Below are 25533 nucleotides of genomic sequence, written 5' to 3' on the forward strand. Positions count from 1 at the left end.
ATGAAGAGATAGGGCAGATATAATGTCCGAATTTTTCACTAATCTTTACTATAGGGACTTCCAGAAATTAAATTATCCATTTTTCGGAGGCAAGACCATCATTGTATTCTTCTTCCTCATCTGCTTGCCAAAGAGATTATTTTTTTATTTGGAAGTCTCATACCCGGACTATAGTTAAAATCGCCTGTATTAGTATCTCTGGCTCAATTGGTTTGGAAATATGCTCTTGAAATCCGGCGGATAGTGCGAGTTGTTGATCGACATCTCCTGCATAAGCAGTGAGGGCGATCGCTGGAATTTCTCTACTCTGGTCAGGTGACTGCTTTCTAATTTGACGAATTAGTGTATAGCCATCCATATCGGGCATCCCAATATCACTGATCAGCAAATCAAATTTTGCTTGCCCCAAACTGCTCAGAGCATCATGTGCTGATTGGGCTTGCGTCACTTGCGCCCCGTACTGTTCTAGCAGGAAGGCAATGAACTCCCGCGAATCTCTGTCATCATCTACAAGCAGCGTTTGCAACCCATTGAGATTGAAGTCTGAGCGATTATGAAAGGTAGTATCATTTTGATTCAGTTGTGCGGCAGCGAGCAGTGGAAACTTGACTGTAAAGGTTGCTCCTTGTCCAACTCCCTTGCTTGCTGCTTGAACGGTTCCTCCATGCAGTTCAACCAAATGACGCACGATCGCTAACCCTAACCCTAATCCACCAAATCTGCGGGTCGTTGTCCCATCAGCTTGGCGGAAGTAGTCAAAGACATAGGGCAGAAAGTCACTAGAGATCCCCATACCAGTGTCGCTGACAGTGATTTGAGTATATTCCAAAGGATGAGTATCTACTTCATTCTTCATCCTTTCTAACCGCACCTCGACTCGACCACCCTGTGAGGTAAATTTAATCGCGTTGGAAAGTAGATTGCAAACAACCTGTTGCAGACGACCAGAATCACCCAATACTTGCCCAAGGTTTGGTTCAAATACTGTTTGAATCTGAATGGATTTAGCTTCAGCAGCGAGCCGCACGGTTTCCAAGGCTGCTTTGATGATCAAGCTGAGGCTAACTGGAACTTTATTTAAACTCAACTTGCCTTGAAGAATGCGCGACACATTCAGCAAATCTTCAATCAGTTGCGCTTGTAGTTTAGCGTTGCGCTCGATAGTTGCAAGTGCATACTGAGTTTTGGCTACGTCCTGTTGGCTCGTTTGCAAAATTTTTGTCCATCCCAAAATCGGATTCAGGGGCGATCGCAATTCATGAGACAGCACAGCCAGAAATTCATCTTTAATCCGGTTGGCTTGTTGTGCTTGTTCAGTTTGTTGTTGTAAAGAAACCATCAGCCGATTGAGGCGCTCGTTCTGCTCTTGCAGCAAGACTTCTGCTTGTTTGCGCTCGGTGATATCGGACAGGATGAAAACCGCACCTGTGAGTGTCCCCAGGCGATCAAATACCGGGTCGATAGTTTTGGCAAACCACCGTCCTTGGGACTGAAATTCTAGAACTTGCCGTTGGTGAGTTTCTTGAGCACGGCGAAAACAGGTGCCGTCACCCATTCCCCATTCTGCGTTTAACAACTCATGGTAAAGACGACCCAAAATTTCGCTCTTATGCTTGCAAACAAGCTGTATCATCGCTCGATTACAACGGCGAATTCTACCTTCTCTATCTACCAGACATACGCCGTCGTTGATTGAGTCAAAGGTGGTTTGCCACTCTCGGGCTGAGGACAAAGCAGCTTCCTCTGCGCGGCGAATTCGCAGCAGCGATCGCACTGTAGCCAGCAGTTCAATAGGTTCAACGGGTTGCACTAGATAGCCATCAGCACCACTGTCTAAACCTTCTGCTTTATCCTGGCTTTGGATAAAACTTGCAGAAAGTTGTAGCACAGGGATAAAAGCCAATTCGGGGTTGGCCTTAATTTGGCGACAGACCTCAAAGCCGCTGATATCAGGTAATTTGACATCCAAAATCACCAAATCTGGCTGATGATTGGCAACTGCCTTTAATCCTGCCGCTCCGGTTGCTGCTTCCACGACAGCAAAGCCTGCGTTTTGCAAAATTCGAGTCACAACGTAACGATTGGCTTCGTTATCGTCAACATGCAGGATCGTCACCCGTGGCTCAGACATAACTTTGCCCGCAAGCATCTAGAACCAGTCCAGCTTTTACGAGCGCATCTTGGAGTTGGGCAATCGCTGTTCCTTGAGAACCGATGTCTTTAGAAAGAATGGCGATGCTTTTTTTTGCTAATTGACTGTGCGCTTCTGCATCCAGCTGTGCTGATGAGTAGATAATCGCCGGAATCGACTGAGTGACAGTATTGCTCTTCAGCTCCTTGAGGACATCAAACCCGCTCAACTCTGGCATTTCCAAATCAAGCACGATGGCACTTGGTTGCTCGCGTTGTGCTAAATTTAATCCTTCCTGTCCATTCATGGCTTCTAAAATACTTAACTGTGTATTTACCAACAACTGTTTCACTAAATACCGATAGGCGGGGTCATCATCAATTAACAAGAGTGTTTGAGGTTGGTTCTGATTAATTAGCCTATTAACTCACCATTCGCGTAATCCAAATCGGAAATAATTAATTCCCAAAAAACCATGAAATTCCTACTATATATAGCTTTGGTTTTGGTAATCAGAATAGAAAGCTTACACTTACCCGATTTCCCTCAAAGATTTCAGTAGGAATCTGAATGTATCGGTGCGATCGCACCGTCATCGCACTGTGAACTAACCACGCCTCTAAAGGGTATATGGATAAAAGTTTGATGCGATTAATCCTTTTGTTGTAAGCCTTTTAACCATTTTGATGAATTCTTTATTTTCAGAATCGATTACGCGAACGATGAGTATTAAGTTTTTTTAATAGAGGCAATCTGTCTACTGGCTTAATTAAAAAACCGTCGGCTCCTAGCGCCAGTGCCTGCTTTTCGTTATCAATGATGGTAATGACGATTACAGGGATGCTGCGAGTTGTTTCATCTCCTTTGAGTTCTCGCAAAAACGTCCAGCCGTTTTGTCCTTCTAGCATAATATCTAGCATAATCGCCGCTGGTCGAACTTTTTGTAATACTTGCCTTGCCTGAGTTAAGGTACGGGTGGCAATTAATTGATAGATTGAATGCTGAAGGTGGTTTTCGTAAATAAATAACGTTTCTGGATGATCTTCAACTGCCAGAATGGGCAGGCGAGTTGACTCAAGTGATGCGATCGGTGGCAGTAGGGTGGGAAATTCGGTCGCGTATGGGTAGACAATCGGAATCGATGCCGTAAAGGTAGAGCCTTGGCCCAGCTTACTTTCAACTGAAATGCTGCCGCCGAGTAGCTCCGTTAGCTTACGTGATAACGGCAACCCTAACCCGGTTCCCTTCACCTGCTTTTGTAGAGAAGACTCAATTTGGACAAAATCCTCAAAAATGCGCTCTTGATCGGCGATCGCAATACCGATGCCTGTATCAGACACGGAGAAGATCACAGCATGACCCCTTTGCATAGCGCTGACACGCACTTCTCCCTGCTCAGTAAATTTCAGCGCATTCGAGACAAAGTTTCTCAGAATTTGCGCGACCTTCCCCTCATCGCTATACATTTGCCCAATGCCTTCAGGTTCCTCGATATTCAACGCCACGGAGGAGCCTTGAACCAATAATGGGCGCAGCATTCCTCGCAGCGTAGCAAACAAGTCACTGACTTCAAAGGAACTGGGACGCACTTCAATTTTTCCAGCTTCCACCTTTGCCAAATCCAGCAAGTCGTTGACCAGTTCTGATAATCCACTCGCCGCCTTTTGGATGAATGTCACCTGCTTTTCTTGCTCGGCGGTCAAATCACCATCCATCCGTGCCAGCAGCATCCGAGATAGGGACAAAATAGAGTTGAGCGGTGTGCGAAACTCATGGCTCATATTCGAGAGAAAGCGGGTTTTTAACTCGTTGGCCTTTTGCAGAGAGTCTGCCTTCTCATCCAATTCTGCGTAGAGAGCAAGCACACCGCGATTGGTATCTTCCAGTTCCCGGTTAAGTTGGGTTAGTTCTTCTTCGCGCTTGCGTAGCTCTGCCATTGCTTGCAGTAATTCCTGGTTTTGGCGCTGGATTTCTTCATAGGGATTTTGAGGCGATCGCTCCATCACAGTGTCTCGAATCTGCTGCAATTGCAAATCGGTGAAAGTAGGTGTGCGCTTCGACAACCCTTTACTCATCACCACCGTTGTTCCCTGTCCTGGCTGCGATTCCATCTCAAAGAAATCCATCAGTCTGCGGCTGCCCATGATGCCTAAGCCCATTCCTGTGTCTGAGGTGAAGCGTCCTGCCAAAACCTCAGCCAGATGAGGAATGCCTTCACCTCGATCCTGAATCCGAATGATCAACTCTTGAGGCTCTCCTGCCACAGAAAATTCAACTGTTCCGCCTCCGGCGTACTGAAAGGCATTGCGGGCAATTTCTGAAACTGCCGTTGCCAATCGTGCCTGATCTTGAGTATCAAAACCCAGTTGCGCTGCAATCTCACGAGTTCGCTGCCGAGCTTGCACAATATCCTGTTCGTAGTGGATTTCAAGGCTGAAAACTATTGTCAATTCGTTTCGCTCCCACTCAAAATTCTTAAACCTCCTGCCTCCTGCCTTTTGCCTCCTGCCTCCTGCCCTAACTGCCCATTCCCTTAGCCACTAACACTGTCACATCGTCCCGGTCTCGGTTAAAGTCTCGGTATAAGACACCTGCAATCAGGCTGGGATGTTTGTGACTCAAGCCTGGATAGCGATCAAGCTGCCACTTAGTATCTAATCCATCAGAATGCATAATTAAAAGTCCGTTGGCAGACCAGGGGTAGCTAAACTCCTGAATTTTGTGGATTTCATGTCCCACTGTACCGTTGTTAGATATCAGATGGTGGCGTTTAGTCAACGAGAAAATGCTAGCAGCGATGTTGCCAATGCCGGCAAAGCGGACAAACTGTTGTTCAAAGTCGATTTCAGCAATGGCGAGTGCTGCTCCTCTTGTACTTCGCAAGGCAGCGTGGGCAGCTTCAACAATTGCACCAGGAGCGCGATGATGTTCTTGAAAAATTCTGACGGCTGTTGCAGCCGCAGTGGCAGCCGCAGGCCCATGCCCTAAGCCATCGGCTACTAGCAACAAGCTGCGGTAATCATTTACTTGACACGCCCAGGTATCCCCAGAAACTTCTTCTCCTCGTTTTGGCAAACAGATTGCCCCAATTTCTAAGGACTTTTGGGGCAAATGGGGTATCGAATTTGACCAGAGGTGGGCGAGGAGCGCCGTCCCTTGGTGGGGAATCGAGTAAATTTCACATAAACCAGAGAGGCGACGAATTGCCCCCAGTCCATTGCCTAACGTTCCGGCTGTGGAAAAGCCATCTTGCAAACACTCATCCACATCAACCATTCCCCGTCCTTTATCTAGCGATAAGACTTCAATACCGATGGCTGAATTGTATTCGATCAATCTTAGCAACAATACTCCGCCCTGACCGTGCTGGATCAGATTACTCGCAATCTCTGTTACCACAATGCCAACCTTGCCCCGTTCCGTATCTTGAAAGCCGAGCCGAGTTGCTAAAGCGATCGCTACTCGTCGGGCTTCGCCGATCTGGCTAGATTCAGTAATCGAAATGGCAACAGATTCTAGCATTTTATTTCCATCGTACAATTGTGACGCGCGTTCCTTCTCCCACCACAGAATGAATCTCAAACTCGTTAGCAAGTCGTTTGGCACCGCCCAGTCCCATACCTAACCCGCTACCGGTGGTGAACCCATCCTTGAGCGCCAGGTCGATATTAGGAATTCCCGGCCCTTGATCTTCAAAGGTCAGCCGCAGTCCTCGTCGTTTCCCTTCCTGAAGTGTTTCTAGTTTGACTGTGCCACCTCCCCCATATTCTAGGGTATTGCGGGCTAACTCACTGGCGGCGGTCACAAATTTAGTTTGGTCTACTAAGCTCAAGCCAATTTCCACGCTTAACTGACGCACGGCTTGTCGAACTACGACTACATCACTAGAAGATTGAATGTTGATCGTTTCAGTCTTCTCCATCGTCATCTGCACTCCGTTTGGTGGCAGCGACCTGATTTGTGGTTTCATTAAGTAACAATCGCAACAGAGCCATTCCCTTTTCTAAGTTTAGGGCAGTGCGAATACCCGTCAGTGACAGCCCCAATTCCACTAGAGTAATTGCCACGGCAGGCTGCATTCCGACGACAACCGTCTGGGCATCCAGCACTCGTGACATTCTGGCTATGTTGCCTAAAATCCTGCCAATGAAGGAATCAACAATTTCTAATGCAGAAATATCGATCAAGACACCGTGAGCGCGAGTTTCAGCAATGCGGTTGGTCAAGTCATCCTGTAGCGTCATGGCCAGGCGATCGTGCATATCCACTTGGATCGTCACCAGCAGGTAATTGCCCATTTTGAGTATGGGAATGCGTTCCATTAGTTTCTCCTGTCCACCTATTGGGGTTGAGAGCGGGTGATGGTTACTCCCAAACGTTTTAGCGCCATGAGAAAGGCATCGGCTAAGGTTGCTTTCGTGATGACATCAGTCAAATCAATACCGAGATAAACGATTGTTTGAGCAATTTGAGGACGAATACCGCTGATCATACAATCGGCTCCCATGAGACGGGCAGCAGTAACGGTTTTGAGCAGATGTTGAGCAGTAAGGGTATCGACGGTGGGAACTCCGGTAATGTCGATGATGGCAACTTCTGATCCAGTTTCGACAATCTTCTGCAATAAAGACTCCATCATCATTTGAGTGCGGGCACTATCCAGGGTGCCAATAATGGGTAATGCCAAAATTCCCTCCCAGAGTTTAACCACTGGGGTAGACAACTCCATCAACTCTTCCTGCTGCCGCAAAATCACTTCTTCCCGCGTCTTCTGATATACTTCCATTGTCAGCAATCCCAGCTGATCCAGTAAGTTTGTCGCTAGCCAGATTTCTTCACCTAAGTCAATGGGATCTTTCAGTTGCTGACGCATCCGGTTGAAGAGGGGTTGCTTGAACGAAAAGACGAATGTAGCTGTTTGCGACGGTGTAAAGCCTTTTTGCGATCGCGATCGAGAAATGCTGGTCAGTATCTCCCGCACATCCTGCCATTGTGCTGCTTGAATATTGGTCAACTCGCCCTGCCCAACAGCAATCCGAAACAAGCTCAGGAATTCTCGGCACTCCTCTTTGAGTTCAGCTTCTTTAATCAAGCCTCTGCGAATATTGACAGTAGCTAACTCCTGAGTCCACTCCGATAACAGTTCTGCCTCGAAGGTTTCCAGGATTTCTGGGATCTTACTTTCGCTCATCGTTCCTATAGGGCAACAGCTTTCATTAGTCCAAAATCAGTGTATGCTGATTCAGCCCAAGGTGAAAGCTGAAGTTGGAGAGTGTTTAGAGTTAGTACGTCCAGATCATATTGCGATCGCATATTTGCATTTGCAAATCCGTTATCTGTATCCAGATGGTGGCTATCACTGGTTGTCTTGGCGTTTATCTACATCTCCAAACGGATTGACAATTTTAAGCCCCTGGTTTGAAATAATCGAGAAGGCGATCGCCTGAATCGGCACGAATTAATGCCACCACTACATCGGGTAAACTTCTCAAACTGGGATAAACCAAATAACGTGGTTCCCAACGGGGACGAAACTTTTCTTTGTAGGCGTGTAAACCTTTGAAGTTGTAGAAGCGATTTAAATGTTCGTAGAGATAGCCTAATACTTTTTCTAAGCGGCGTGATTGTGAAGTTTCACCTACACCAGCTAAAGCAGAAAGTGCAAAATTAAAACTATCGTAATTTTTCTCTTTAAAATACTGGAGCATGGAACTAAATAAAAAGTCCATTGTGCCATTTTCCATTGTTGGACGATGGCGCATCATATCCAAAGTAACTTCATTATGTTGATACTCTGGCACAATATTCGCGAAGGCAGTAATTTTTCCTTGGGGTTCGTAAACTACAGCAATTACACAATCTCGCAAATAGGCTTCATCAAACCAACCCAGAGAAAACTTTTTTTCTGAACCTTGTACCATCTTTAACCATTCATCACTTACAGGTTTTAGCTGACGTAATAATTCATCAGCAATTGGTGGTTGGTAAAACTTGACTTCATAACCTAGTTTTGTCAATTTATTAATTGCAGAGCGAAATTTTTGACCAGTTTTTCCTTGTAAAGTAAAAGTCTCCAGATCTACTATCGCTTCTTCACCAATCTTGAGTACCCGAAAACCGAGAGAAATGTAAATATCCAAATCATTGGGTAAAGTTTGGTAAAACGCGGGATACCAATCATTACGCTGACAAAACTCCCCAAAAGCGGCTATTACCTCTTGACGTTCATCTATGGGGCCAATGGGATCTCCCAATGCGATCGCACCCCTACCTTTGGGAACATAGGCGATGATACTGCGACCTGAAGGGCTAAAATAATAACTTTTATCATTTAATAATGTATAAGCTGCTAAAGAAGAATGACCATGTTTTTCGACAATTTCTTTAGCTTTGCGGCGTTCATTTAGGGTTGCGGAATCACGCAGAAAAACTGGTTGTAATAGCATTACCAATGCATAGATAAACGTACAAGCTGCTATTACATAAATTGAATCAGCAAAAAAATTACCAAATCGGGTTTTGGGTTGCAATCCCGCATTATCTTCTGTGAAGAACATGGCGAGAGTTTGAAATATCGCATCTTGCCAATCAAAATTCACCGAAAATTTGCCATCTAGCAAGTAAAATCCAATTGTGCCGTATGCCAAAGTAAATAGTAAAGCGCCTAATAATACCCTAACTCCCCGTGCAATTGAAGGACGGTCTGATTGAGCCGTAAATATATGGCGCATGGAGATTAATTGCACCAACAATATACCAGAAAGTATACTTTCTTCGTAGTCCCAACCCTTGACTAAATGACTAATAATAGAAATTACTAATAAACCAATTGTCAGTAACCAGGCGATACGTTTTCGCCGCAATAAATTTGTTGCCAAAGCTAATAATGCAAACCCAGTTAAAGCCGCAAATATATGTCCACTAGCACGAATTTCAAAGGGTAATAATTGCTTTAACCAATGACTGCGTTCAGGTAATGTTGGCGTAACTGCAGAAACCAAATTGACTAATCCGACTAAAGCTGTGAGAAAAGCTGCAATCCTCAGTCCGATTTTGGTTTTTAATTTAGAAGTCATTTTTCATTGATGATGAGTTAAGTAGGTCTGCAAAATTAAAGATAACTGGCTGAGACTATCATTTGTCATTTGTCATTTGTCATTTGTCATTTGTCATTTGTCATTTGCCAGAAACCGTAGGGTGTGTTACGGCTATGAAAGGATTTGGGACACAGAAACAATTAAATTTAGCCGTAACGCACCATCCATGCTTTATAAATACCTTTTAATTTCTGAAATTATTTGTTTAGTAGGAGAACAGGAAACCGGGAAGAAGAAATAAAAGTTTATTTAGGTTGGTTTAAAACTCAAATATGAATCCTATCATTGCTTATTAAGGTAGTTCTTTATTTAGCATTTTTAACTTTTGCATGATCAAACTGTTTTCCTACATACGAAAGTGAATCTTTTAGGTGCTTGTGAAAATAGTTCCAGCCAAAATCTTCACCAGATACACCATGTCCGCCTGGAAAGGCATAGAATACATTAGCAACACCTAATTTATCTAAAGTCTTGTGAAAAGCTTGAGTGGAAGCTAAGAATTCCACATCGCTACGTCCAGAATCAAGATACACCCGCAATCGCTTTTGATCAGGAATAGCTAATTTTTGCACAATTTGTTCGGGGCTATTTTGAGGGCCGCTATTATCTGTAAAGTAACCACAATGGCTAAATAGAACATTGAAGTTATTTAGATAGCGTAACCCGATGTTAAATGCTCCCCATCCTCCAGAAGATACACCTCCCATTGCCCAAAATTGTGGGTTATCTAAGGTACGATAATTTGACTTGACAAGTTTGACTAATTCCGAACCAATTAAAGTACTAATTTTGCCATTAGGGCCATCAAAATAATCTGGATCGTATAAAGGACTAGAACCACGATTGTCATTACCATCAGGTGTAATTACAATTGATGGGGCTAATTTTTTACTTTGATAAAGTTCATGTAGTACGTCTAACAGCGCATATTTATCTGCAAAAGCACGTTCGTTATCATGTCCGCCATGTAATAAAAAGATGACAGGATAGCGCTTTTGGGAATTTTGGCGATAGTCAGGCGGTAAAATTAGCCCATAGTTGCGGACTTGTCCCATTGCTTGAGATTTAAAGCTTTTGAGCTGAAATTCCAACCCTGTATTTGCTTGTGCTTTAGGTGCATCTAATTGCGGCGCACCTAAAATAAACACGTAGCCGTAACCAGCCACGGTTAAAAAGGCGATCGCACTTGCTAAACTAATCACAACGCGAGAGATTTTCATACTTATTTATCTCTACCTTCAGATAAATAGCACAACCTAAATAATTATATCTTGGTTAAAGAAACGGCAAATATATAGTATTTCTATTGAGTTTTTAAAATATACCTACAGCAGTCAATGATTACGCTACACTATTTAATTGTTACAAGTATATTGATATAGGTGATTTTATATAATTAGTAACAATATTTTTACTTATTGATTTTTATCTTTTTAGTAGAGATAATAAAAGGCTCTTATTTATCATCCAGCCTCACCCAGCCTTTATTATCAATATGTCAATTAGTTGGTTTTATTTGATTGGAGCAGTAATTTTTGAAGTTTTAGGTACAACTTGCATGAAGTTGTCCCAAGGATTTACTAATATTGTTCCTTCAGTATCAATTTTTATATTCTATGGACTTTGTTTTACTTGTATGACTTTATGTCTGCAAAAAATTGATGTGAGTGTTGCTTATGCTTTTTGGGCTGGTTTAGGAACTACATTAATTGCATTGATTGGTATTATTTTCTTTCGCGAATCTGCTAGTAGTATAAAGCTTATGTCTATAGCGTTGATAATTATTGGGGTGATTGGGTTAAATTCTGCTAAATAGATATGATTTGTCACTTATTAAAAAGCCAGATCAATTGGGGGATTCTCCCCCAAACCCCCGATTGGGTGACGGTTGCGTCCCCCAAACCCCCTCCAAAATTATTGTTCGGTTTTTTTGTTGAGTAACTAGTTTTTTGGTTTTGTGATCAATTAATTTTCTTAACTGAACTTTATTTAGATATAGTCATAAATTATGACTGCAAAATTTAGATTCCCGACTTTTCAAACAAGTCGGGAATCTAGACACCGCAAATTTTTACAAATCACACTTAAATTTGCAGTAAACCCTCTGGATTCACAGATAAAAGCGATCGCCTCTGTAACCCCTCACGGGATAAAATCTCATTGGCTGCTAATAAACCGCTACTCACAGCCCGTTCCATCAATCCACAAGGGAAAGGCATTTTTACCCAATCACCAGCAAAAATCAAATTAGCAACATTGGTACTAGTTTCAGGACGTTCTGCGTAACTATTGGGTGGATATCCAGAAAAGTTATGCTGATTGACTAATTCTCGATGCAGAATTTTTGCTTGCTTTAATTCCGGGACAATTTCGTATAGTTCCTGCTCAAAAGTGGTTAACAATGCTTCTTGAGTAGGAAATTCCTTTTCTTTATAGCAGTAGGCGTGTAATTCCACTACACTACCACCTGTACGTTGTGCCCAGTCAATAAATTGTTCTTGAATGCGGTGATACAGAGTAATGCTATCAGTTAGCTGGTAGCCAGATAGAGAAGTAAAATTGCTTTGTTCCCATTCAAAATCGCGATTAAACCAAAAACGACACACTGCAAATGGATCGGCGATGCTTAAATTTGCAACTTGCGATCGCACGTTTTTATCGACATCCCCATTTATCCGTTTAAATAGTTGCTGTACTCCCGGTACATCAGTAGCAAAGACATAATAATCGGCTGTAATTGTCTCTGGTGAAGATAATTCTTGATTGGCTGCTATCAGTTGTAATTCTGTATCTCGCTTTTGGGCTATTTTAAACTTAGCTAAATTTCTTTGTGCTGGCCCTTTTAAAACTTGACCATCAGCCGCAAACACCGCACCATGACAAGGACAATGGAATTTACCATCCTCAGCTTTTTTGACAGTACAACCTTGATGGGTACAGGTAAGTGAAATCGCTTCTTTACTCCCAACTTTTGCAGCAAATACTTCATCAGCCGCACCAAAATATTCTATGTTTTCATCAGTTACAGATGAGTTCTTCTTTATCCAAAAAGGAACGCTATTGTTATTACCGCCAACAAAATATTTGAGAGAGTCTACTCTACCTTCAACAGCAGCAATTTCACTGACGTTTGCGCCCGTGATAATTTTACCACCTGTATTTAAAATTGCCTTGGCGATAGGTTGAACTAAACTAGTTCCCATATCGTCTTTAGTACCATTAAAAGCTAACCCTTCTGGATTACCAAAAAAATAAAAATGGAAGAATTGCATCAATTCTCCCACACTCATCATGTCTGGTGCATTCAAACTCGATTTAGCAAAAGGTAGAAAATATAAATCGTATAAACCTTGGGGGAATTCCGATTCTACCCATTCCGCCACAGATATATTATCGAAGCGTTGATAATTCTTTTCGCGCTCAAAACCTGTAATGGCTTGAAAAACTTGCAAGTGTTTAAAATTAACTAAATTAATCCCCCATTGCAAGCGATTAGGAGAAGCGATCGCTAAATCTATAATATTCCAAGGAAAGGCTGAACGACTGGGGCGAAATACCTCTGGTTGATATTTGCGATCGCGGTAAACTACTGCATAAAAGTTTAATGATTGAAAATTATCTTTAATCCCTAATTCTGTAACTAAACCTTTCAAGTTATAGTATTGGGGAAAAAAGCCATGAAAACCATGCTCCATCATAAATTTTTCACCAACGGCTTCAATTTGCCAACTAGCAATTTTGCCGCCAAGTTGAGGGGACTTTTCTAAAAGTGTCACAACAAATCCCCTTTGACTCAATTCGTATGCACAGGCTAAACCTGCTAATCCACCCCCAATTACTACTACACTTTTTGGTTGATTTAGTATTCTTGGTAACTTCAGAGTATCTCTTTGAAAAACAGTTGGTTGTGGCTTACTGAAACGAGAGTATCCAGTTACTCCAGCGATACCACCAATACCGAACCACTTGAGCAGTGTGCGGCGGGAAATAGGCGATGATTCTGGCAAATTCGATAATTGGCTCATTTGGTTACAGAATTAACTCTTGATGATAAATTACTGGCATGAAATCATGGCTATCAGCTAGCCTTTTTTATGGAGTATTTTTCCCATTTCAGTGTTAATCCTCAGCAGCTTAATTTCGTGAGGAAAAGACAAACTATAGCAATCCTATTTCGGTTGTAAAAATATTCGTTTTGGGTGTTGACTTGCAAAAACCTTGATGCAAAAGCTGAATCTTGCATTCAGGATAGCTATATATGGCTTAATGTTGTTTTTGTCAATAATTTCCCCTCACGTTTGCTAGGTTCAGGCTATTTTTACCACAGACGATCAATCGGGAGATTTGGATGCAAAAAAAAGCAAATTATTTCACAGAATAAATGCCAAAATCATATTTAATGCATTGATGCTTGAGAAAACTCTTGACTTCAGCCTTCATACTTCACACTTCATCCTTTAGATGACAGTGTAATATAATATTTAAAAGTTGACTACTAAACGTTAGGTAGGTTTGGGAGTGCCAGACGATCGCAACTCTCCAAAACAAGTCTCATCCAGTGGAAGAGAACGCATTCTTGATGAAGCAGAACACCTATTTCACACCCGAGGCTACAATACAGTCACAATGAGGGATATTGCTCAGGCAGTCGGTATCCGTCAGGCTTCTTTGTACTATCATTTTCCCAGCAAAGAGCAACTTTTTGTAGCCGTCACCGAGCGAATGTTTGAACGCCATCGCTTGGGTTTACAGCAAGCCATCAGTGGAAACGAAGATAATTTGCGATCGCAATTATCTGCAGTAGGTGCGTGGTTTATCTCTCAGCCTCCCATCCATTTTTTGAGCATGGTACACACAGATATGCCTTTGTTAGATGAAGAAAATACTGCCAGGTTATCTGCTTGCTCATCTGAATGCATTTTTGACCCGATTTGTCAAATATTTGTTCAAGCACAACAACGAGGTGAAATTCGCAATGTACGTCCCCAATTACTAGCAGGATTCTTTCTGTCTGTAATCGAAAGTCTGCCTTTTGCTACTACATTTGCTAATGCTGCACCAAAGGATTTTATTGTTAATCAAATGATTGCTGTTTTGTTAGATGGATTAATCACAGATTAAAGGGAAGGGGGAAGGGGTAATGGGTAATGGGTAATGGGTAACTGGAAATTATCATAACTAAAAGTGTCGGAATTTTTATCAGCCTTTTCGCAGGGTAGAAGTCTAATAAACAATTTTAGATTTGGGATTTTTTGCCACTTTAATTATGTTCGCGCGACATTAAATAATTCGTGAGAGCACAAAATTGTTGTGCGCCTACCTATTTTTCGCAATCTTTGTTAAAACTTTGATTTTTTATCCAAATTTTTATTTCTCTGCTCTTTCTCTACTGAAATTTCTGATTTTTATATACAGCATTTTGCAACTAAATAAGATACACAACTAGAAAATTACAGTACAGATAATTGTAAGGGCAAGGCACTGCCTTGCCCCTACCCATATACAAATACAGTTCAGTTAAGAAAATTAATTGCTAACAAAACCAAAAAACTAGTACAAGTCGGCGTAAATAGCGCAAAGTTGGCGGTGTCGGTTTCCGTCCCGCCAAACTTTGTAAGAGAAACAGACCATCTGTAATTGCGACAAGGCTTGTGCTATAGTCATTCTCCCTTTTTACTTTTGCCGTGTTGTACTAGTTACTCAACCAAAAAAACAGAACAATAATTTTGGAGGGGGTTTGGGGGACGCAACCGTCACCCAATCGGGGGTTTGGGGGAGAATCTCCCAATTGATTTGGCTTTTTTAATCAGTGACAAATCAATCACTAATGAGCTTAACCCAAGGTATTGACCCTTTTTCTCCTTAACCGACAAGTATTTGACATTAATTTGTCAACGCGGACAAATAATGTGGCAATCTACAAATGTCGATTGCCAAATTAAATGACCACTTGACAAATTAATGTCCTTAAAAATATTCAGCTTAAAACCCTTATTTAGTAAGGGTTTTACTATTTTAACCTCAAGATAGCCGACTAGAGACTTATTGCCAAAATAGCTGTCCTCTCTTGGAATTTTGACACAATATTTGTCCTCTCTTGAAAAATACTCCCAACCAATATTTTTACCAAAATTGACAAAATAAATGTCCTTCAAATAGTACAATACAACTACGTTTGTATTGAACATATATGTAAATATGCTGGACGATCATCTAAATGGTGAGCAAGAGCCAGAAATTAATGAGATAGTGACTGAACTATCAGCAGATGATAGGCATTTGCTCGATCTGATTCAAAAATTGCTAGAACCATGCGATCGCATCACCTATGGAGAAAGACAAAGGGAAGTCGCAGCTAAACTAGGCAAGTCTGTGCGGACGGTAAGGCGACTGGTCAAAAAATGGGAAGAGGAAGGTTTAGCTGCACTTCAAACCACAACACGGGTTGACAAAGGCAAACATCGAATAGATTCTGATTGGCAACAGTTCATTATCAAGACATATAAGGAAGGCAATAAAGGTAGTAAGCGAATTACTCCCCAACAAGTTGCCATCAGAGTACAAGCAAGGGCTGCTGAATTGGGGCAACAGAAGTATCCCAGTTATAGGACTGTCTACAGAGTTCTACAGCCAATTATTGAGGAGCAAGAACAAAAAGCAGGTGTGAGAAGTCGAGGTTGGCATGGTTCTCGATTATCAGTTAAAACCCGCGATGGCAAAGACTTATCAGTAGAATACAGCAACCATGTTTGGCAGTGTGACCATACCCGTGTAGACCTATTACTAGTAGATCAGCATGGTGAACTTTTGGGTCGTCCTTGGCTGACAACAGTTGTAGATACTTACTCCCGTTGCATCATAGGAATTAACTTAGGCTTTGATGCTCCGAGTTCTCAGATAGTGGCATTAGCGTTGCGTCATGCAATATTGCCTAAGCATTATGGGTCAGAATATGGACTCCATGAAGAATGGGGAACCTATGGTAAACCAGAACATTTTTATACTGATGGCGGTAAAGATTTTCGCTCAAACCATTTGCAACAGATAGGTGTGGAATTAGGATTTGTTTGTCATTTACGCGATCGCCCCAGTGAAGGTGGCATTGTTGAGCGTCCCTTTGGAACTTTTAACACCGACTTATTTTCCACTTTGCCTGGATATACAGGATCAAATGTCCAAGAACGTCCTGAGCAAGCTGAGAAAGAAGCTTGTCTGACTTTAAGGGAGTTAGAACGTTTGCTGGTGCGTTACATCGTGGATAAATACAATCAACGTCCTGATGCGCGTCTAGGCGATCAAACACGCTATCAACGGTGGGAAGCAGGGTTAATTGCTTCTCCCAATCTAATTTCAGAAGAAGAATTACGTATCTGCCTGATGAAGCAAACTCGACGCTCCATTTATAGAGGTGGATATCTACAATTTGAAAATTTGACATATCGGGGAGAAAACTTGGCAGGTTATTCAGGTGAAACTGTTGTACTGCGTTATGACCCTAGAGATATTACAACTGTGTTGGTGTACCGCCAGAAAGGTAATAAAGAAGAGTTTCTAGCAAGGGCATTTGCTCAGGATTTGGAGACTGAGCAATTATCTCTGGATGAGGCTAAAGCTAGTAGTCGCAAGATTCGGCAAGCAGGAAAGATGATTAGCAATCACGCAATGTTGGCAGAAGTGCGCGATCGCGAAACATTCATTACCCGAAAGAAAACCAAAAAAGAACGTCAAAAAGCAGAACAGGCTGTAGTTGAAAAGGCTAAAAAACCTGTGCCTGTTCAACCAGAGGAAGAAATTGAAGTGGCATCTGTTGACGGTGAGACAGAATACCAGATGCCAGAGGTATTTGATTACGAACAAATGCGTGAAGATTACGGGTGGTAAAAAATGACTTTAAAACAAGCTCAAACAGTTGCACAACAATTAGGTGATATTCCAGTAAATGGTGAAAAATTACAAGTAGAAATTGATAGATTGAACCGGAAGACTTTTATCCTCTTGGAGCAAGTTAAAATTCTTAATGACTGGCTAGAAGGAAAGCGTCAAGCTCGTCAGTCTGGTCGTATTGTAGGAGAGTCCAGAACTGGTAAAACAATGGGTTGTGATGCCTACAGACTTCGGCATAAACCCAAGCAAGAAGTAGGAAAACCACCATTAGTACCTATTGCTTTTCTCGAAGACATACCCTCCGAGTGTAGTGCTAAGGATTTGTTCAATGAGATTCTTAAGCATTTAAAGTATCAAATGACTAAGGGAACTGTAGCTGAGATTAGAGAACGTACATTTCGGGTTCTTAAGGGTTGCGGGGTTGAGATGCTAATCATTGATGAAGCTGACCGCTTGAAACCCAAAACTTTTGCTGAAGTGCGAGATATTTTTGACAAGTTGGAAATTGCGGTGATTTTGGTGGGTACGGACAGATTAGACGCTGTAATCAAGCGAGATGAGCAAGTTTATAACCGTTTTCGTGCATGTCATCGTTTTGGTAAGTTTTCTGGGGAAGATTTTAAGCGAACTGTGGAGATTTGGGAAAAACAAGTTTTAAAACTGCCAGTTGCTTCTAATCTTTCCAACAAGACGATGCTCAAAACTTTAGGTGAGGCAACAGGGGGTTATATTGGTTTGCTGGATATGATTTTGAGAGAATCAGCAATTCGGGCTTTAAAGAAAGGATTACCAAAGATTGACTTAGAAACCCTAAAGGAAGTAGCAGCAGAGTACAAATAATGGAAGTTCCAGAGATTCAACCTTGGCTGTTTCAAATAGAACCTTTAGAGGGAGAAAGTTTGAGTCACTTTTTAGGGCGTTTTCGACGAGCAAATGATTTAACGCCTACTGGGTTAGGTAAAGCAGCAGGACTTGGCGGTGCGATCGCACGTTGGGAAAAATTTCGGTTTAATCCGCCTCCTACCCCTCAGCAGTTGGCAGCATTAGCTGTTGTGGTAGCGGTTGATGTCGATAGGTTAAAGCAGATGTTGCCACCTCTTGGTGTGGGCATGAAAATGGAGCCGATTCGGTTATGTGCAGCTTGTTATGTTGAGTCGCCTTGTCACAAGATTGATTGGCAGTTGAAGGTGACACAAAGATGTGCGAGCCACAATTTAACTTTGTTATCAGAATGTCCAAACTGTGGGGCAAGGTTTAAACATCCGGCGTTATGGGTATATCCCTGGTGTCATAGGTGTTTTTTTAGGTTTACCGATATGGTGAAATACCAGAAATTTGTATACTCTTCGTTATAGAGCAATTTGATAAATATTAGATTTGTAATAATCAAAAATAAGATAAAAATGTCTGAAATTTCATCAAATAAAAAGAATAATCAATCAGATTTTGAGCGATTATTTATTAATTACATTTTTTCTAATAAAAAATTAAGGCAAATATATGAATGCTTAGAGGTACAACAGCAATCAGGTCAAATTAATCTAACTATAGATGAACCGTTAACAGGAAAGTCTATAGCTTGTCAAATTGACAGTCAATCAGATTTTAAGCTATTATTTATTAATTACATTTTTTCTAATAGACAATCAAGGCTATTATATGAATGGTTAGACGTACAACGGCAATCACGTCATAATAATCTAATCATAGGTGAACCCTCAATAGGAAAGTCTATAGCTTGTCAAATTTACGCTTATAAGAATAAAATTCAGCACCTAATAGATACCTCACCTATTGTACCTATTGTCTATATTGATCCACCATTTTGTGCTAGTGCTAAAGACATCTTCCTAGCAATTATTGGGTTCTTAGATAGCGCAAGTACAGACTTGCATTTAGCAGCTTTACGAGAGAAAGCGCGTTGCCTATTGAAAGATTGTGGAGTAGAAATGTTAATTATTGATGATACTGTCCACTACAGTAATAAAGTTTTCACTGATATTATATCTATTTGTGAACCAATAAATATTGCCGTCATTCTGGTAGGTACACAATGCCTCTACTCTTATATATACGGTAATATGCATCTTAACCCTCGGTTTAACAATATTTATCGTTTCGGACACTCGGGAGTAGATGCAACAGAGCCACTTATAACCTTCTACTAGGAAAAATATGTATAAAACTTAACAAAGCATTAAATTTAGTAGGCGAACCAATGTTCGATATTGTGAACCAAACTTGTCAAAGGTATCATTGAAGGATAGAAACGTATTTTTAAAGCGCTAGCTATACAAGCTTGGAAAGATGGATTGAGGAATATTGAGGTAGCAATCTTAAAAAAATTGTACAGTGTCACATGTGATAGCAGTTCAATAAACTATGTAGGAAGGTTGAAATTTTTGACATTTTGGATTGATACTTGGTATAAGCTATATTTTGTAAAATTTATATAAGTTAAGTAGCAAAGTATCACAAGTTTCCGTGATTGTAAGCCTGTATAATCCCTTAGTATTTTCCGCAATGTTTAGCCACCAATAATCCCCCCTTACTTTACTGGAGAAAAAAGTAGCAAAGGGGGATATTGTATGTTCCAACGAACAAGAGAATTGATATTTAGTTAGGGCTAATCCAGGATCGTGGCAGTAGATATTCCTCAGTGAGCGCAAGTAAGTAATCAGAGCATCCTGAATGCGATCGCTTATAGTTTCTATGATGAAACGATATTGGATGAGAAAAGAACATTGGATTAAAATGCGTTAGCAAAGCTCCTCTGAAAGAGGCTCGCTAAAAATTAAATTGACCCCGAAAATGACTAAATTATGGGGTAATTTACTCTAGTTGCTCGACTGCCGGATTGAAAATGATTGTGAGGCGTTGCATTTGGTATCAGTCGGTGTAGAGCTTGGGAATGAGCTTCCGCATCACTCCGGCGGCGAAAACGAGCAACTATCTGGTGTTGCATATTAGCCCTGTTTTGTCACTCTGGCAGTAGTATAATAAGGTAAAAATGCTAGAACCAAGACACAGAGCATGGTACAGCCCCGTCCAGCCGCACCAACAGTCAAATTTGTGGACGAATATTGCCAGTGGTATAAAAGTCTGTTTCCAGATGTTAGGAGTTTCGAGGCTTTTAAATATCTCCATGTAGGCTGCATTTCTGATCTAAAACGTAAAACATTGCCAGAAATAGCAAAAATCGTAGGATTAGATAACCAGCAAGGGTTGCATCATTTTCTAACTACATCACCTTGGGATATAGAAAAGTTAAGAACCTTAAGGTTAGAGTTAATTTTACAAGTGCTAAAAGGTAGACCAATCATTTTAATTATTGATGAGACAGGGGATAAAAAGAAAGGGAGCAAGACAGATTATGTGAAACGGCAGTATATAGGAAATTTGGGAAAAACAGATAATGGAATTGTGGCAGTGACAGTATATGGTGTTTTCTGTGGGATGACATTTCCATTACTGTTTGAAGTGTATAAACCCAGGGAAAGATTACAGGCAGGAGATAAGTACCGCACTAAACCAGAAATAGCAGCAATACTGATAAAAAAGCTACAATCAATGGGTTTTAAATTCAACTTAGTACTTGCAGATAGCTTATATGGAGAGAGTGGTAAGAATTTCATATCTGTATTAGATGAACTAAACTTGAACTATATAGTAGCGATTCGGTCAAATCATTATGTAGAAATACTTCCACGACAACATATTCAATATTTAAAGTGGCAGAAGTTTCAAAGGGTATTCTCTGACTTGAGTCGGGAAAATCGATTTATTAGAGAAATTATTCCGGGAAAACGTGGAGAACTTAGATATTGGCAAATTACTACAGATCCAGAAAATTTGCCTGATAACACTACTTGGTATGTGATGAGTAAATATCCAGACATTACGCCAAGAGAAGTTGGAAATTTTTACGGTTTAAGAACTTGGGTCGAGTACGGGTTAAAACAAAGTAAGAATGAATTAGGTTGGTCAGATTTTCGCCTGACTCACTACCCAGATATTGAGCGATGGTGGGAAATTATTTGCAGTGCTTATTTAATGGTTAGTCTGCATTCGGAGCAACTGTTTCAGTCTCCATCACAACGAGAGTCAAAATTTGTTTCACATCCTTGGTGGGATAATGGAAATGGCTGGAAGAACATTCTTAACAATCTTCGTTTGATTATTCAACCTTTTACTTTATTTAATCTGATATATCCCTGGTTAACGGTTTTTCCTATTCCTCAATTAGCTTTGGGTTTTTTTAAACTTCAATCTATTATTTATAGCCTCACCAGTTCAATTTTTATATCCCTGATTCACCCTGATTTCTACTTTTCCTCTGCCTAGAGTGACAAAAGAGGGTTAGGAAAATGGCGAACTATACACCAAGGATTCAGCTTTTCAATGTAGGTCACAAAAACCTCCCGATCATACCTATGATTTAGCTAGTGAATTGCAGTTGAAGAATAGACAAAAGTTGCTTGAACATTCCCAAAACTAAAGCCACCCTACTGTGAGAGTGGCTGGTGAAAAAATGTCAGGATGACATTGCAATTGGTTGACCTTTCGATTCCTACTTATGTCCTGTCAGAGAACAGAGTATTTTCAGAAATTCTTCGGGAATTTCCTCGAAGTGTTCTAGCAGGAAGTCCATCAAGGCAAGATGGCGCAAATCGCTGGGCATAGGACTGCTCCTCTAAGTCACAGAGAGCAATACGAGCAACGGCGCTCCCAAAAGATAATCTTTTACTATGCTACAAAGTATCAAATGACAAAGGGAACAGTAGCGGAGATGAGAGACAGAAAGCTACTGTCCAAGTTTCATGGGAAATACCTGAAGCGAACTGTAGAAATTTGGGAAAAGAAGGTTTTGCAGTTACCAGTTGCTTCACATACAATCTTCAGCATCGCTGGAAAGATTGTATGTGAAGCAACTGGGGATTATATTGTTTAATTGATATGATTCTGAGAGAGGCAGCAATAAGTGCATCGAAGAAAAAATTACAAAAGATCGATTTGGCAAAACTTCAGGAAGTAACAGAAGAATACAAATAATGGAAGTAGTAGAAATTCAACTTTGGTTATTTCAAGTAGAACCATTAAAAGGAGAAAGTCTTAGTCACTTTTTAGGACGCTTTCGACGAGCAAATGGGTTAACGCCTGCTAGGTTAGGTAAGGAAACAGGACTTGGGAGCGCGATCGCACGTTGGGAAAAATTTCGGTTTAATCCTCCTCCTACCCCTGAACAGTTAGAAGCATTAGCTGTTGTTTTAGGGGTTGATGTGGATAGGTTAAAGCAGATGTTGCCACCTGCTGGAGTGGAAATAAAAAGGGAAACTGTTCGGCTATGTGCTGCTTGTTATGTTGAGTCGCCTTATCACAAAATTGAGTGGCAGTTGAAGGTGATACAAGGATGCCTGAGCCACGATTTAACCTTGTTGTCAAAATGTCCAAACTGTGGGGCAAAATTTAAGACTCCAGCAGTGTGGCAGGATAGTTCATGCCAGCAATGTTCTCTGACTTTTGCTGATATGGTAAAGTATCAAAAGTCTTATTGATTACTGACTTAGTACAATCATAAATAATATTTTTCAAATGTTAATCAGTAATAATCCCCCCTTGCTTTGATGAAAAAAAGGTGGCAAGGGGGGATATTTTATGTTTCAACAGATAAGAAAACTCACTACAAATTAAATTTGCTCCCAGAATGACCGAATTATGGAGTAATTTGCTCTGGTTGCTCGACTGCCGCATTAAAAATGATTGAGAAAGTTGCATTTGGTATCAGCCGATGTAGAGCTTGTGAATGAGCTTCTGCATCATTCCGGCGGCGAAAACGAGCAACTATCTGGTGTTGCATATTAGGAAAATGGCGGACTATACACCAAGGATTTAGCTTTTCAATGTAGGTCACAAAAACCTCCCGATCATACCTATGATTTAGCTAGTGAATTGGAGTTGAAGAATAGACAAAAGTTACTTAAACATTCCCAAGACTAAAGCCACCCTACTGTGAGAGTGGCTGGTAAAGAAATGTCAGGATGACATTGCAATTGGTTGACAGTTCGACTTCCCTCACCGTCAATTTTTCGATTCCTACTTATGCCCTGTGAGAGAACAGAGTATCTTCAGAAATTCTTCGGGGATTTCCTCGAAGTGTTCTAGCAGGAAGTCCATGAGGGCAAGATGGCGTAAATCACTGGGCATGGGACTGCGGTAATTACGTCCCTTGGAAAACCAACGCCTGACAGTTGAAAGTGAACGGGAGCAAATCCGAGCGATCGCTTCGTGATTGACATCCCATTTGGCATAAAAATTCTTGGGTGTCATTCCTAGTTGACAATGGCTATATAGATCAATCAAATTTTGCTCTCGTGCTTGTAAAGGACGCGGATTAGTCATAGCATTGGTTCCGCTTCCAATGGTTCTAAATCTTCTTCCCAGGCAATATCGGCAGATGCCCAAGCGGTACTGGGGCTATCTTTGCTCAAGCAAATGAGGTAACACCAAGTCCAGCAGCAAAGATGGGGAGCAAAGCTATAAAATCTGCCGATCGCAGTTCCCCAATCGGTGTCAGAACCAATCCAACGCAATTTATCGCCATACAAAAAGCGGGGTGTCTTTGCTGTATTAGGAAAGTCTTCGGGTAAATCAACAGAACTCGGAGAAAATTTCTGGTTAATTAATCTTGGGAGTAAATCCTGGCGATTGAGCGCCATCGCACTCAAATAATTAGCAATCAGTTCGGCATCGATACTCTGAGTTAGTTGAGAAATCAACAACGCTGCTAAACTTTCTTGTTCTTGCTGTTGACAGTAATTGCTGAGTTTCGCCAATACTTCAGCAATACCGAAGTCATCTAAGGCTTGTTGATAACCTCTGTATTGATCTGTTTTGTGGCAAACAGGTCTTAACATGGAATATGTCTCCTGTGAAAGGGAGCCAGAAGCCAGCGTCAGCCGTGGAAAGTTGTGCGCTGGCTTTTGACTTATCAGTAATTATACATAAATTTGATGTATTTCTATTTAAATTTATTTGTTTTTAGTGATTTAATATAAAAATACATAGTAAATCTGATAATAATCACATGGGGAAAGTAACACTGAGTATTTACATGGAAGAAGAAGACAAAGAAGCTCTGCAACAACTGGCGGATGCAGAGGAGCGTTCTTTGTCGCAAATGGCGGTGTTAATTCTCAAACGAGCGATTAGACAAGCGCAGGCGGATGGAACGATTTCGCCGCCTGGTAAGGGGAAGTGAGGCGATGATCGTCCGTTGAGAAAAGTTTCGGTTTAACCCCCCTGCTTCTCGCCAGCAGTTGGAGGCATTAACTAGGGTTCTAAGGGTTTGGGGAGATGAAAAACAAACAAAAAATCTCTAATATTTTCTTTACTTGATTTCTACTTTTATCCTCCTTTTTCGCTTTCATGTTGTGCTGGAAGTGCAACACGCCCATGATAACTGTAGTAACGTTGGAAGAAGTCTTCTAAATAGGGACTTACAAAGACGCTGCGCCTTTGAACTTTATTTATACTTATTTGATAGTATAAAAACTCCGGGTCTACTGCAAAAACTTTCTTAAAGTCTGCGGTTAACTCTGCTAATCCTTCTTTTGTTAAATCACACTCTAAAGGTATTTTTTCAAAAAAATGAAACTGCTTATTACAATTTGTTTTGACAAGATTCCATTTTTCAGAATTCATCTGATACGTATTTCTATCCTGTCTAATTTCTTGAGCTTGATATATCTCACAACAAAGTATGGAGTTCAATAGTTTATTCTGTTTATCTGTTGTTTGCCTAGCTTTATAATCCCAATCTAGGTCACAATCTTGACTAACAACAATTGCGTAAGGATGAATTATTGGTTTAAACTGCGTTTTATCTAGCTCTGGCGATGCTTCGTTAGGAACAGGTATAAACTGTATTACTCCCGTTAAAATTTCCCCTTGTCTAAGAGCTTCTTTTTCATCAGAGGCTCGATAAATTAAACTTTTGGGCATGATGAAAGCTATTCAAAATCAATAATTAAAGGTGGTCTGACTTCGCTAGGCAATAAGTTGCCAGTAATTACTCCTAAACTTTGGGGTAAGGTAGTTTGTTGTAAATCAGACCCACTATCGTTATAGTATTCCACCATCCTTTCAAGCGCTTCTGATGCTTCTTGTAAACCTTCTGTTGTAGAAGTCGCAAAAAGCATACTAATTAAACTTAAACATTTGACTAATAGAACGCTATTTTGATGTAATTGGCTGGGCAATTCAGCCGTAAAAGGTGACTCTATCGATATTCTAATATTTAAATTTGCTGTATTAAGTGATAAAGTTTCCCAAGGAGATATTTGGGTAGGAGTGGATATTACTTCGTACCTTTGCCCTATTATATTATTGTTTTTAGCACCACCAGTTATTATTTGCATAGAG

At 41.0% G+C, this 25533-nt stretch carries 26 protein-coding genes and 1 pseudogene; 10 read left to right on the top strand and 17 right to left on the bottom strand.

The window, feature by feature from the left end; translation table 11 throughout:
- Window positions 1-157: 157 nt before the first annotated feature.
- The 7 genes from HGR01_RS11705 to HGR01_RS11735 form a co-directional block, all read right to left on the bottom strand.
- Complete coding sequence (locus HGR01_RS11705; RefSeq protein ID WP_045871451.1) at window positions 158-2131, bottom strand: response regulator; 1974 nt, start codon at window positions 2129-2131, stop codon at window positions 158-160.
- Window positions 2124-2519, bottom strand: coding sequence for a two-component system response regulator (locus HGR01_RS11710; RefSeq protein ID WP_045871452.1), 396 nt, complete (start codon window positions 2517-2519; stop codon window positions 2124-2126). Before HGR01_RS11710 ends, HGR01_RS11705 begins: the two co-directional genes overlap by 8 nt.
- 313 nt (window positions 2520-2832) lie before the next feature.
- The gene (locus HGR01_RS11715; RefSeq protein ID WP_045871453.1) at window positions 2833-4581 is read right to left on the bottom strand and encodes an ATP-binding protein; all 1749 of its coding nucleotides are present in this window, start codon (window positions 4579-4581) and stop codon (window positions 2833-2835) included.
- Window positions 4582-4648: 67 nt separating this feature from the next.
- The gene (locus tag HGR01_RS11720) at window positions 4649-5653 is read right to left on the bottom strand and encodes an ATP-binding SpoIIE family protein phosphatase (protein ID WP_045871454.1); all 1005 of its coding nucleotides are present in this window, start codon (window positions 5651-5653) and stop codon (window positions 4649-4651) included.
- Window position 5654: 1 nt separating this feature from the next.
- The gene (locus tag HGR01_RS11725; protein ID WP_045871455.1) at window positions 5655-6053 is read right to left on the bottom strand and encodes an anti-sigma regulatory factor; all 399 of its coding nucleotides are present in this window, start codon (window positions 6051-6053) and stop codon (window positions 5655-5657) included.
- Window positions 6040-6411: an STAS domain-containing protein gene (locus tag HGR01_RS11730; protein WP_235623071.1), complete on the bottom strand. Its 372-nt coding sequence runs from the start codon at window positions 6409-6411 to the stop codon at window positions 6040-6042. Before HGR01_RS11730 ends, HGR01_RS11725 begins: the two co-directional genes overlap by 14 nt.
- A 59-nt stretch (window positions 6412-6470) precedes the next feature.
- Window positions 6471-7322, bottom strand: a complete 852-nt coding sequence (locus HGR01_RS11735; RefSeq protein ID WP_045871457.1) for an STAS domain-containing protein — start codon at window positions 7320-7322, stop codon at window positions 6471-6473.
- Between the two features lie 43 nt (window positions 7323-7365).
- Between HGR01_RS11735 and HGR01_RS11740 the strand changes: the two genes are divergently transcribed.
- Window positions 7366-7578 (top strand): hypothetical protein, encoded by a 213-nt coding sequence (locus HGR01_RS11740; RefSeq protein ID WP_045871458.1) that lies wholly within the window; start codon window positions 7366-7368, stop codon window positions 7576-7578.
- Here the strand turns inward: HGR01_RS11740 and HGR01_RS11745 are convergent.
- Together HGR01_RS11745 and HGR01_RS11750 are read right to left on the bottom strand one after the other, a co-directional pair.
- Window positions 7537-9207, bottom strand: coding sequence for a phosphatidylglycerol lysyltransferase domain-containing protein (locus HGR01_RS11745; protein WP_045871459.1), 1671 nt, complete (start codon window positions 9205-9207; stop codon window positions 7537-7539). The genes HGR01_RS11740 and HGR01_RS11745 overlap by 42 nt on opposite strands.
- A 326-nt stretch (window positions 9208-9533) precedes the next feature.
- Entirely contained in the window at window positions 9534-10448 is a 915-nt protein-coding gene (locus tag HGR01_RS11750; RefSeq protein ID WP_096622110.1) for an alpha/beta hydrolase, read from the bottom strand.
- 275 nt (window positions 10449-10723) lie between these two features.
- Here HGR01_RS11750 and HGR01_RS11755 point away from each other — a divergent pair, with 275 nt between their 5' ends.
- A complete protein-coding gene (locus HGR01_RS11755) occupies window positions 10724-11044 on the top strand; it encodes a DMT family transporter (RefSeq protein ID WP_045871461.1) in 321 nt (106 codons plus the stop codon).
- A gap of 268 nt (window positions 11045-11312) precedes the next feature.
- Here HGR01_RS11755 and HGR01_RS11760 read toward each other — a convergent pair whose 3' ends face one another.
- Window positions 11313-13253 (bottom strand): FAD-dependent oxidoreductase, encoded by a 1941-nt coding sequence (locus tag HGR01_RS11760; RefSeq protein ID WP_045871462.1) that lies wholly within the window; start codon window positions 13251-13253, stop codon window positions 11313-11315.
- Between the two features lie 493 nt (window positions 13254-13746).
- Here HGR01_RS11760 and HGR01_RS11765 point away from each other — a divergent pair, with 493 nt between their 5' ends.
- The 5 genes from HGR01_RS11765 to HGR01_RS11785 all read left to right on the top strand — a co-directional run bounded on the left by HGR01_RS11765 (window position 13747) and on the right by HGR01_RS11785 (window position 19280).
- On the top strand, window positions 13747-14349 hold the full coding sequence (locus HGR01_RS11765) for a TetR/AcrR family transcriptional regulator (RefSeq protein ID WP_045871463.1): 603 nt from the start codon (window positions 13747-13749) through the stop codon (window positions 14347-14349).
- Between the two features lie 1077 nt (window positions 14350-15426).
- The gene (locus HGR01_RS11770; protein ID WP_045874445.1) at window positions 15427-17109 is read left to right on the top strand and encodes a Mu transposase C-terminal domain-containing protein; all 1683 of its coding nucleotides are present in this window, start codon (window positions 15427-15429) and stop codon (window positions 17107-17109) included.
- Window positions 17110-17112: 3 nt separating this feature from the next.
- Complete coding sequence (locus tag HGR01_RS11775) at window positions 17113-17952, top strand: TniB family NTP-binding protein (protein ID WP_045874444.1); 840 nt, start codon at window positions 17113-17115, stop codon at window positions 17950-17952.
- Window positions 17952-18467, top strand: a complete 516-nt coding sequence (locus tag HGR01_RS11780; protein WP_045874443.1) for a TniQ family protein — start codon at window positions 17952-17954, stop codon at window positions 18465-18467. The genes HGR01_RS11775 and HGR01_RS11780 overlap by 1 nt, the downstream gene beginning before the upstream one ends.
- 48 nt (window positions 18468-18515) lie before the next feature.
- Entirely contained in the window at window positions 18516-19280 is a 765-nt protein-coding gene (locus HGR01_RS11785) for a TniB family NTP-binding protein (RefSeq protein ID WP_045874442.1), read from the top strand.
- Window positions 19281-19927: 647 nt separating this feature from the next.
- Here HGR01_RS11785 and HGR01_RS11790 read toward each other — a convergent pair.
- The gene (locus tag HGR01_RS11790) at window positions 19928-20077 is read right to left on the bottom strand and encodes a hypothetical protein (protein WP_168161050.1); all 150 of its coding nucleotides are present in this window, start codon (window positions 20075-20077) and stop codon (window positions 19928-19930) included.
- A 68-nt stretch (window positions 20078-20145) separates the two neighbouring features.
- Here HGR01_RS11790 and HGR01_RS11795 point away from each other — a divergent pair, with 68 nt between their 5' ends.
- On the top strand, window positions 20146-21456 hold the full coding sequence (locus HGR01_RS11795) for an IS701 family transposase (protein WP_096621593.1): 1311 nt from the start codon (window positions 20146-20148) through the stop codon (window positions 21454-21456).
- A 226-nt stretch (window positions 21457-21682) separates the two neighbouring features.
- Here HGR01_RS11795 and HGR01_RS11800 read toward each other — a convergent pair.
- Window positions 21683-21796: pseudogene (locus HGR01_RS11800) on the bottom strand (helix-turn-helix domain-containing protein); the annotation flags it as partial.
- A gap of 367 nt (window positions 21797-22163) precedes the next feature.
- Between HGR01_RS11800 and HGR01_RS11805 the strand changes: the two are divergent.
- Complete coding sequence (locus HGR01_RS11805; protein ID WP_045874439.1) at window positions 22164-22667, top strand: TniQ family protein; 504 nt, start codon at window positions 22164-22166, stop codon at window positions 22665-22667.
- A gap of 158 nt (window positions 22668-22825) precedes the next feature.
- Here HGR01_RS11805 and HGR01_RS11810 read toward each other — a convergent pair whose 3' ends face one another.
- From HGR01_RS11810 to HGR01_RS11820, 3 genes are all read right to left on the bottom strand, one after another.
- Window positions 22826-23023, bottom strand: coding sequence for a hypothetical protein (locus HGR01_RS11810; RefSeq protein WP_045874438.1), 198 nt, complete (start codon window positions 23021-23023; stop codon window positions 22826-22828).
- Between the two features lie 182 nt (window positions 23024-23205).
- Window positions 23206-23511 carry a hypothetical protein gene (locus HGR01_RS11815; RefSeq protein ID WP_045874437.1) on the bottom strand — a complete coding sequence of 102 codons (306 nt, stop codon included), beginning with the start codon at window positions 23509-23511 and terminating at the stop codon, window positions 23206-23208.
- The gene (locus HGR01_RS11820; RefSeq protein ID WP_045874436.1) at window positions 23508-24026 is read right to left on the bottom strand and encodes a hypothetical protein; all 519 of its coding nucleotides are present in this window, start codon (window positions 24024-24026) and stop codon (window positions 23508-23510) included. Before HGR01_RS11820 ends, HGR01_RS11815 begins: the two co-directional genes overlap by 4 nt.
- Before the next feature lie 170 nt (window positions 24027-24196).
- Between HGR01_RS11820 and HGR01_RS11825 the strand changes: the two genes are divergently transcribed.
- Window positions 24197-24370, top strand: coding sequence for a ribbon-helix-helix domain-containing protein (locus tag HGR01_RS11825; RefSeq protein ID WP_071989489.1), 174 nt, complete (start codon window positions 24197-24199; stop codon window positions 24368-24370).
- Window positions 24371-24516: 146 nt separating this feature from the next.
- Here the strand turns inward: HGR01_RS11825 and HGR01_RS11830 are convergent, their stop codons facing one another.
- Both HGR01_RS11830 and HGR01_RS11835 read right to left on the bottom strand, forming a co-directional pair.
- Window positions 24517-25113, bottom strand: coding sequence for a hypothetical protein (locus tag HGR01_RS11830; RefSeq protein ID WP_045874435.1), 597 nt, complete (start codon window positions 25111-25113; stop codon window positions 24517-24519).
- Between the two features lie 8 nt (window positions 25114-25121).
- Complete coding sequence (locus HGR01_RS11835; RefSeq protein ID WP_045874434.1) at window positions 25122-25529, bottom strand: hypothetical protein; 408 nt, start codon at window positions 25527-25529, stop codon at window positions 25122-25124.
- Window positions 25530-25533 lie beyond the last annotated feature (4 nt).

Origin of the sequence: Tolypothrix sp. PCC 7712 (genome assembly GCF_025860405.1) — a bacterium.
In the GTDB taxonomy this organism is placed as follows: Bacteria; Cyanobacteriota; Cyanobacteriia; order Cyanobacteriales; family Nostocaceae; genus Aulosira; species Aulosira diplosiphon.

Coding starts and splice junctions, on each gene's coding strand:
- HGR01_RS11705 (WP_045871451.1), bottom strand. CDS start 2,131: ATGTCTGAGCCACGGGTGACGATCCTGCATGTTGACGATAACGAAGCC.
- HGR01_RS11720 (WP_045871454.1), bottom strand. CDS start 5,653: ATGCTAGAATCTGTTGCCATTTCGATTACTGAATCTAGCCAGATCGGC.
- HGR01_RS11725 (WP_045871455.1), bottom strand. CDS start 6,053: ATGGAGAAGACTGAAACGATCAACATTCAATCTTCTAGTGATGTAGTC.
- HGR01_RS11735 (WP_045871457.1), bottom strand. CDS start 7,322: ATGAGCGAAAGTAAGATCCCAGAAATCCTGGAAACCTTCGAGGCAGAA.
- HGR01_RS11740 (WP_045871458.1), top strand. CDS start 7,366: ATGCTGATTCAGCCCAAGGTGAAAGCTGAAGTTGGAGAGTGTTTAGAG.
- HGR01_RS11745 (WP_045871459.1), bottom strand. CDS start 9,207: ATGACTTCTAAATTAAAAACCAAAATCGGACTGAGGATTGCAGCTTTT.
- HGR01_RS11750 (WP_096622110.1), bottom strand. CDS start 10,448: ATGAAAATCTCTCGCGTTGTGATTAGTTTAGCAAGTGCGATCGCCTTT.
- HGR01_RS11755 (WP_045871461.1), top strand. CDS start 10,724: ATGTCAATTAGTTGGTTTTATTTGATTGGAGCAGTAATTTTTGAAGTT.
- HGR01_RS11760 (WP_045871462.1), bottom strand. CDS start 13,253: ATGAGCCAATTATCGAATTTGCCAGAATCATCGCCTATTTCCCGCCGC.
- HGR01_RS11770 (WP_045874445.1), top strand. CDS start 15,427: ATGCTGGACGATCATCTAAATGGTGAGCAAGAGCCAGAAATTAATGAG.
- HGR01_RS11775 (WP_045874444.1), top strand. CDS start 17,113: ATGACTTTAAAACAAGCTCAAACAGTTGCACAACAATTAGGTGATATT.
- HGR01_RS11780 (WP_045874443.1), top strand. CDS start 17,952: ATGGAAGTTCCAGAGATTCAACCTTGGCTGTTTCAAATAGAACCTTTA.
- HGR01_RS11785 (WP_045874442.1), top strand. CDS start 18,516: ATGTCTGAAATTTCATCAAATAAAAAGAATAATCAATCAGATTTTGAG.
- HGR01_RS11790 (WP_168161050.1), bottom strand. CDS start 20,077: ATGCAACACCAGATAGTTGCTCGTTTTCGCCGCCGGAGTGATGCGGAA.
- HGR01_RS11795 (WP_096621593.1), top strand. CDS start 20,146: ATGGTACAGCCCCGTCCAGCCGCACCAACAGTCAAATTTGTGGACGAA.
- HGR01_RS11805 (WP_045874439.1), top strand. CDS start 22,164: ATGGAAGTAGTAGAAATTCAACTTTGGTTATTTCAAGTAGAACCATTA.
- HGR01_RS11815 (WP_045874437.1), bottom strand. CDS start 23,511: ATGACTAATCCGCGTCCTTTACAAGCACGAGAGCAAAATTTGATTGAT.
- HGR01_RS11820 (WP_045874436.1), bottom strand. CDS start 24,026: ATGTTAAGACCTGTTTGCCACAAAACAGATCAATACAGAGGTTATCAA.
- HGR01_RS11825 (WP_071989489.1), top strand. CDS start 24,197: ATGGGGAAAGTAACACTGAGTATTTACATGGAAGAAGAAGACAAAGAA.
- HGR01_RS11830 (WP_045874435.1), bottom strand. CDS start 25,113: ATGCCCAAAAGTTTAATTTATCGAGCCTCTGATGAAAAAGAAGCTCTT.
- HGR01_RS11835 (WP_045874434.1), bottom strand. CDS start 25,529: ATGCAAATAATAACTGGTGGTGCTAAAAACAATAATATAATAGGGCAA.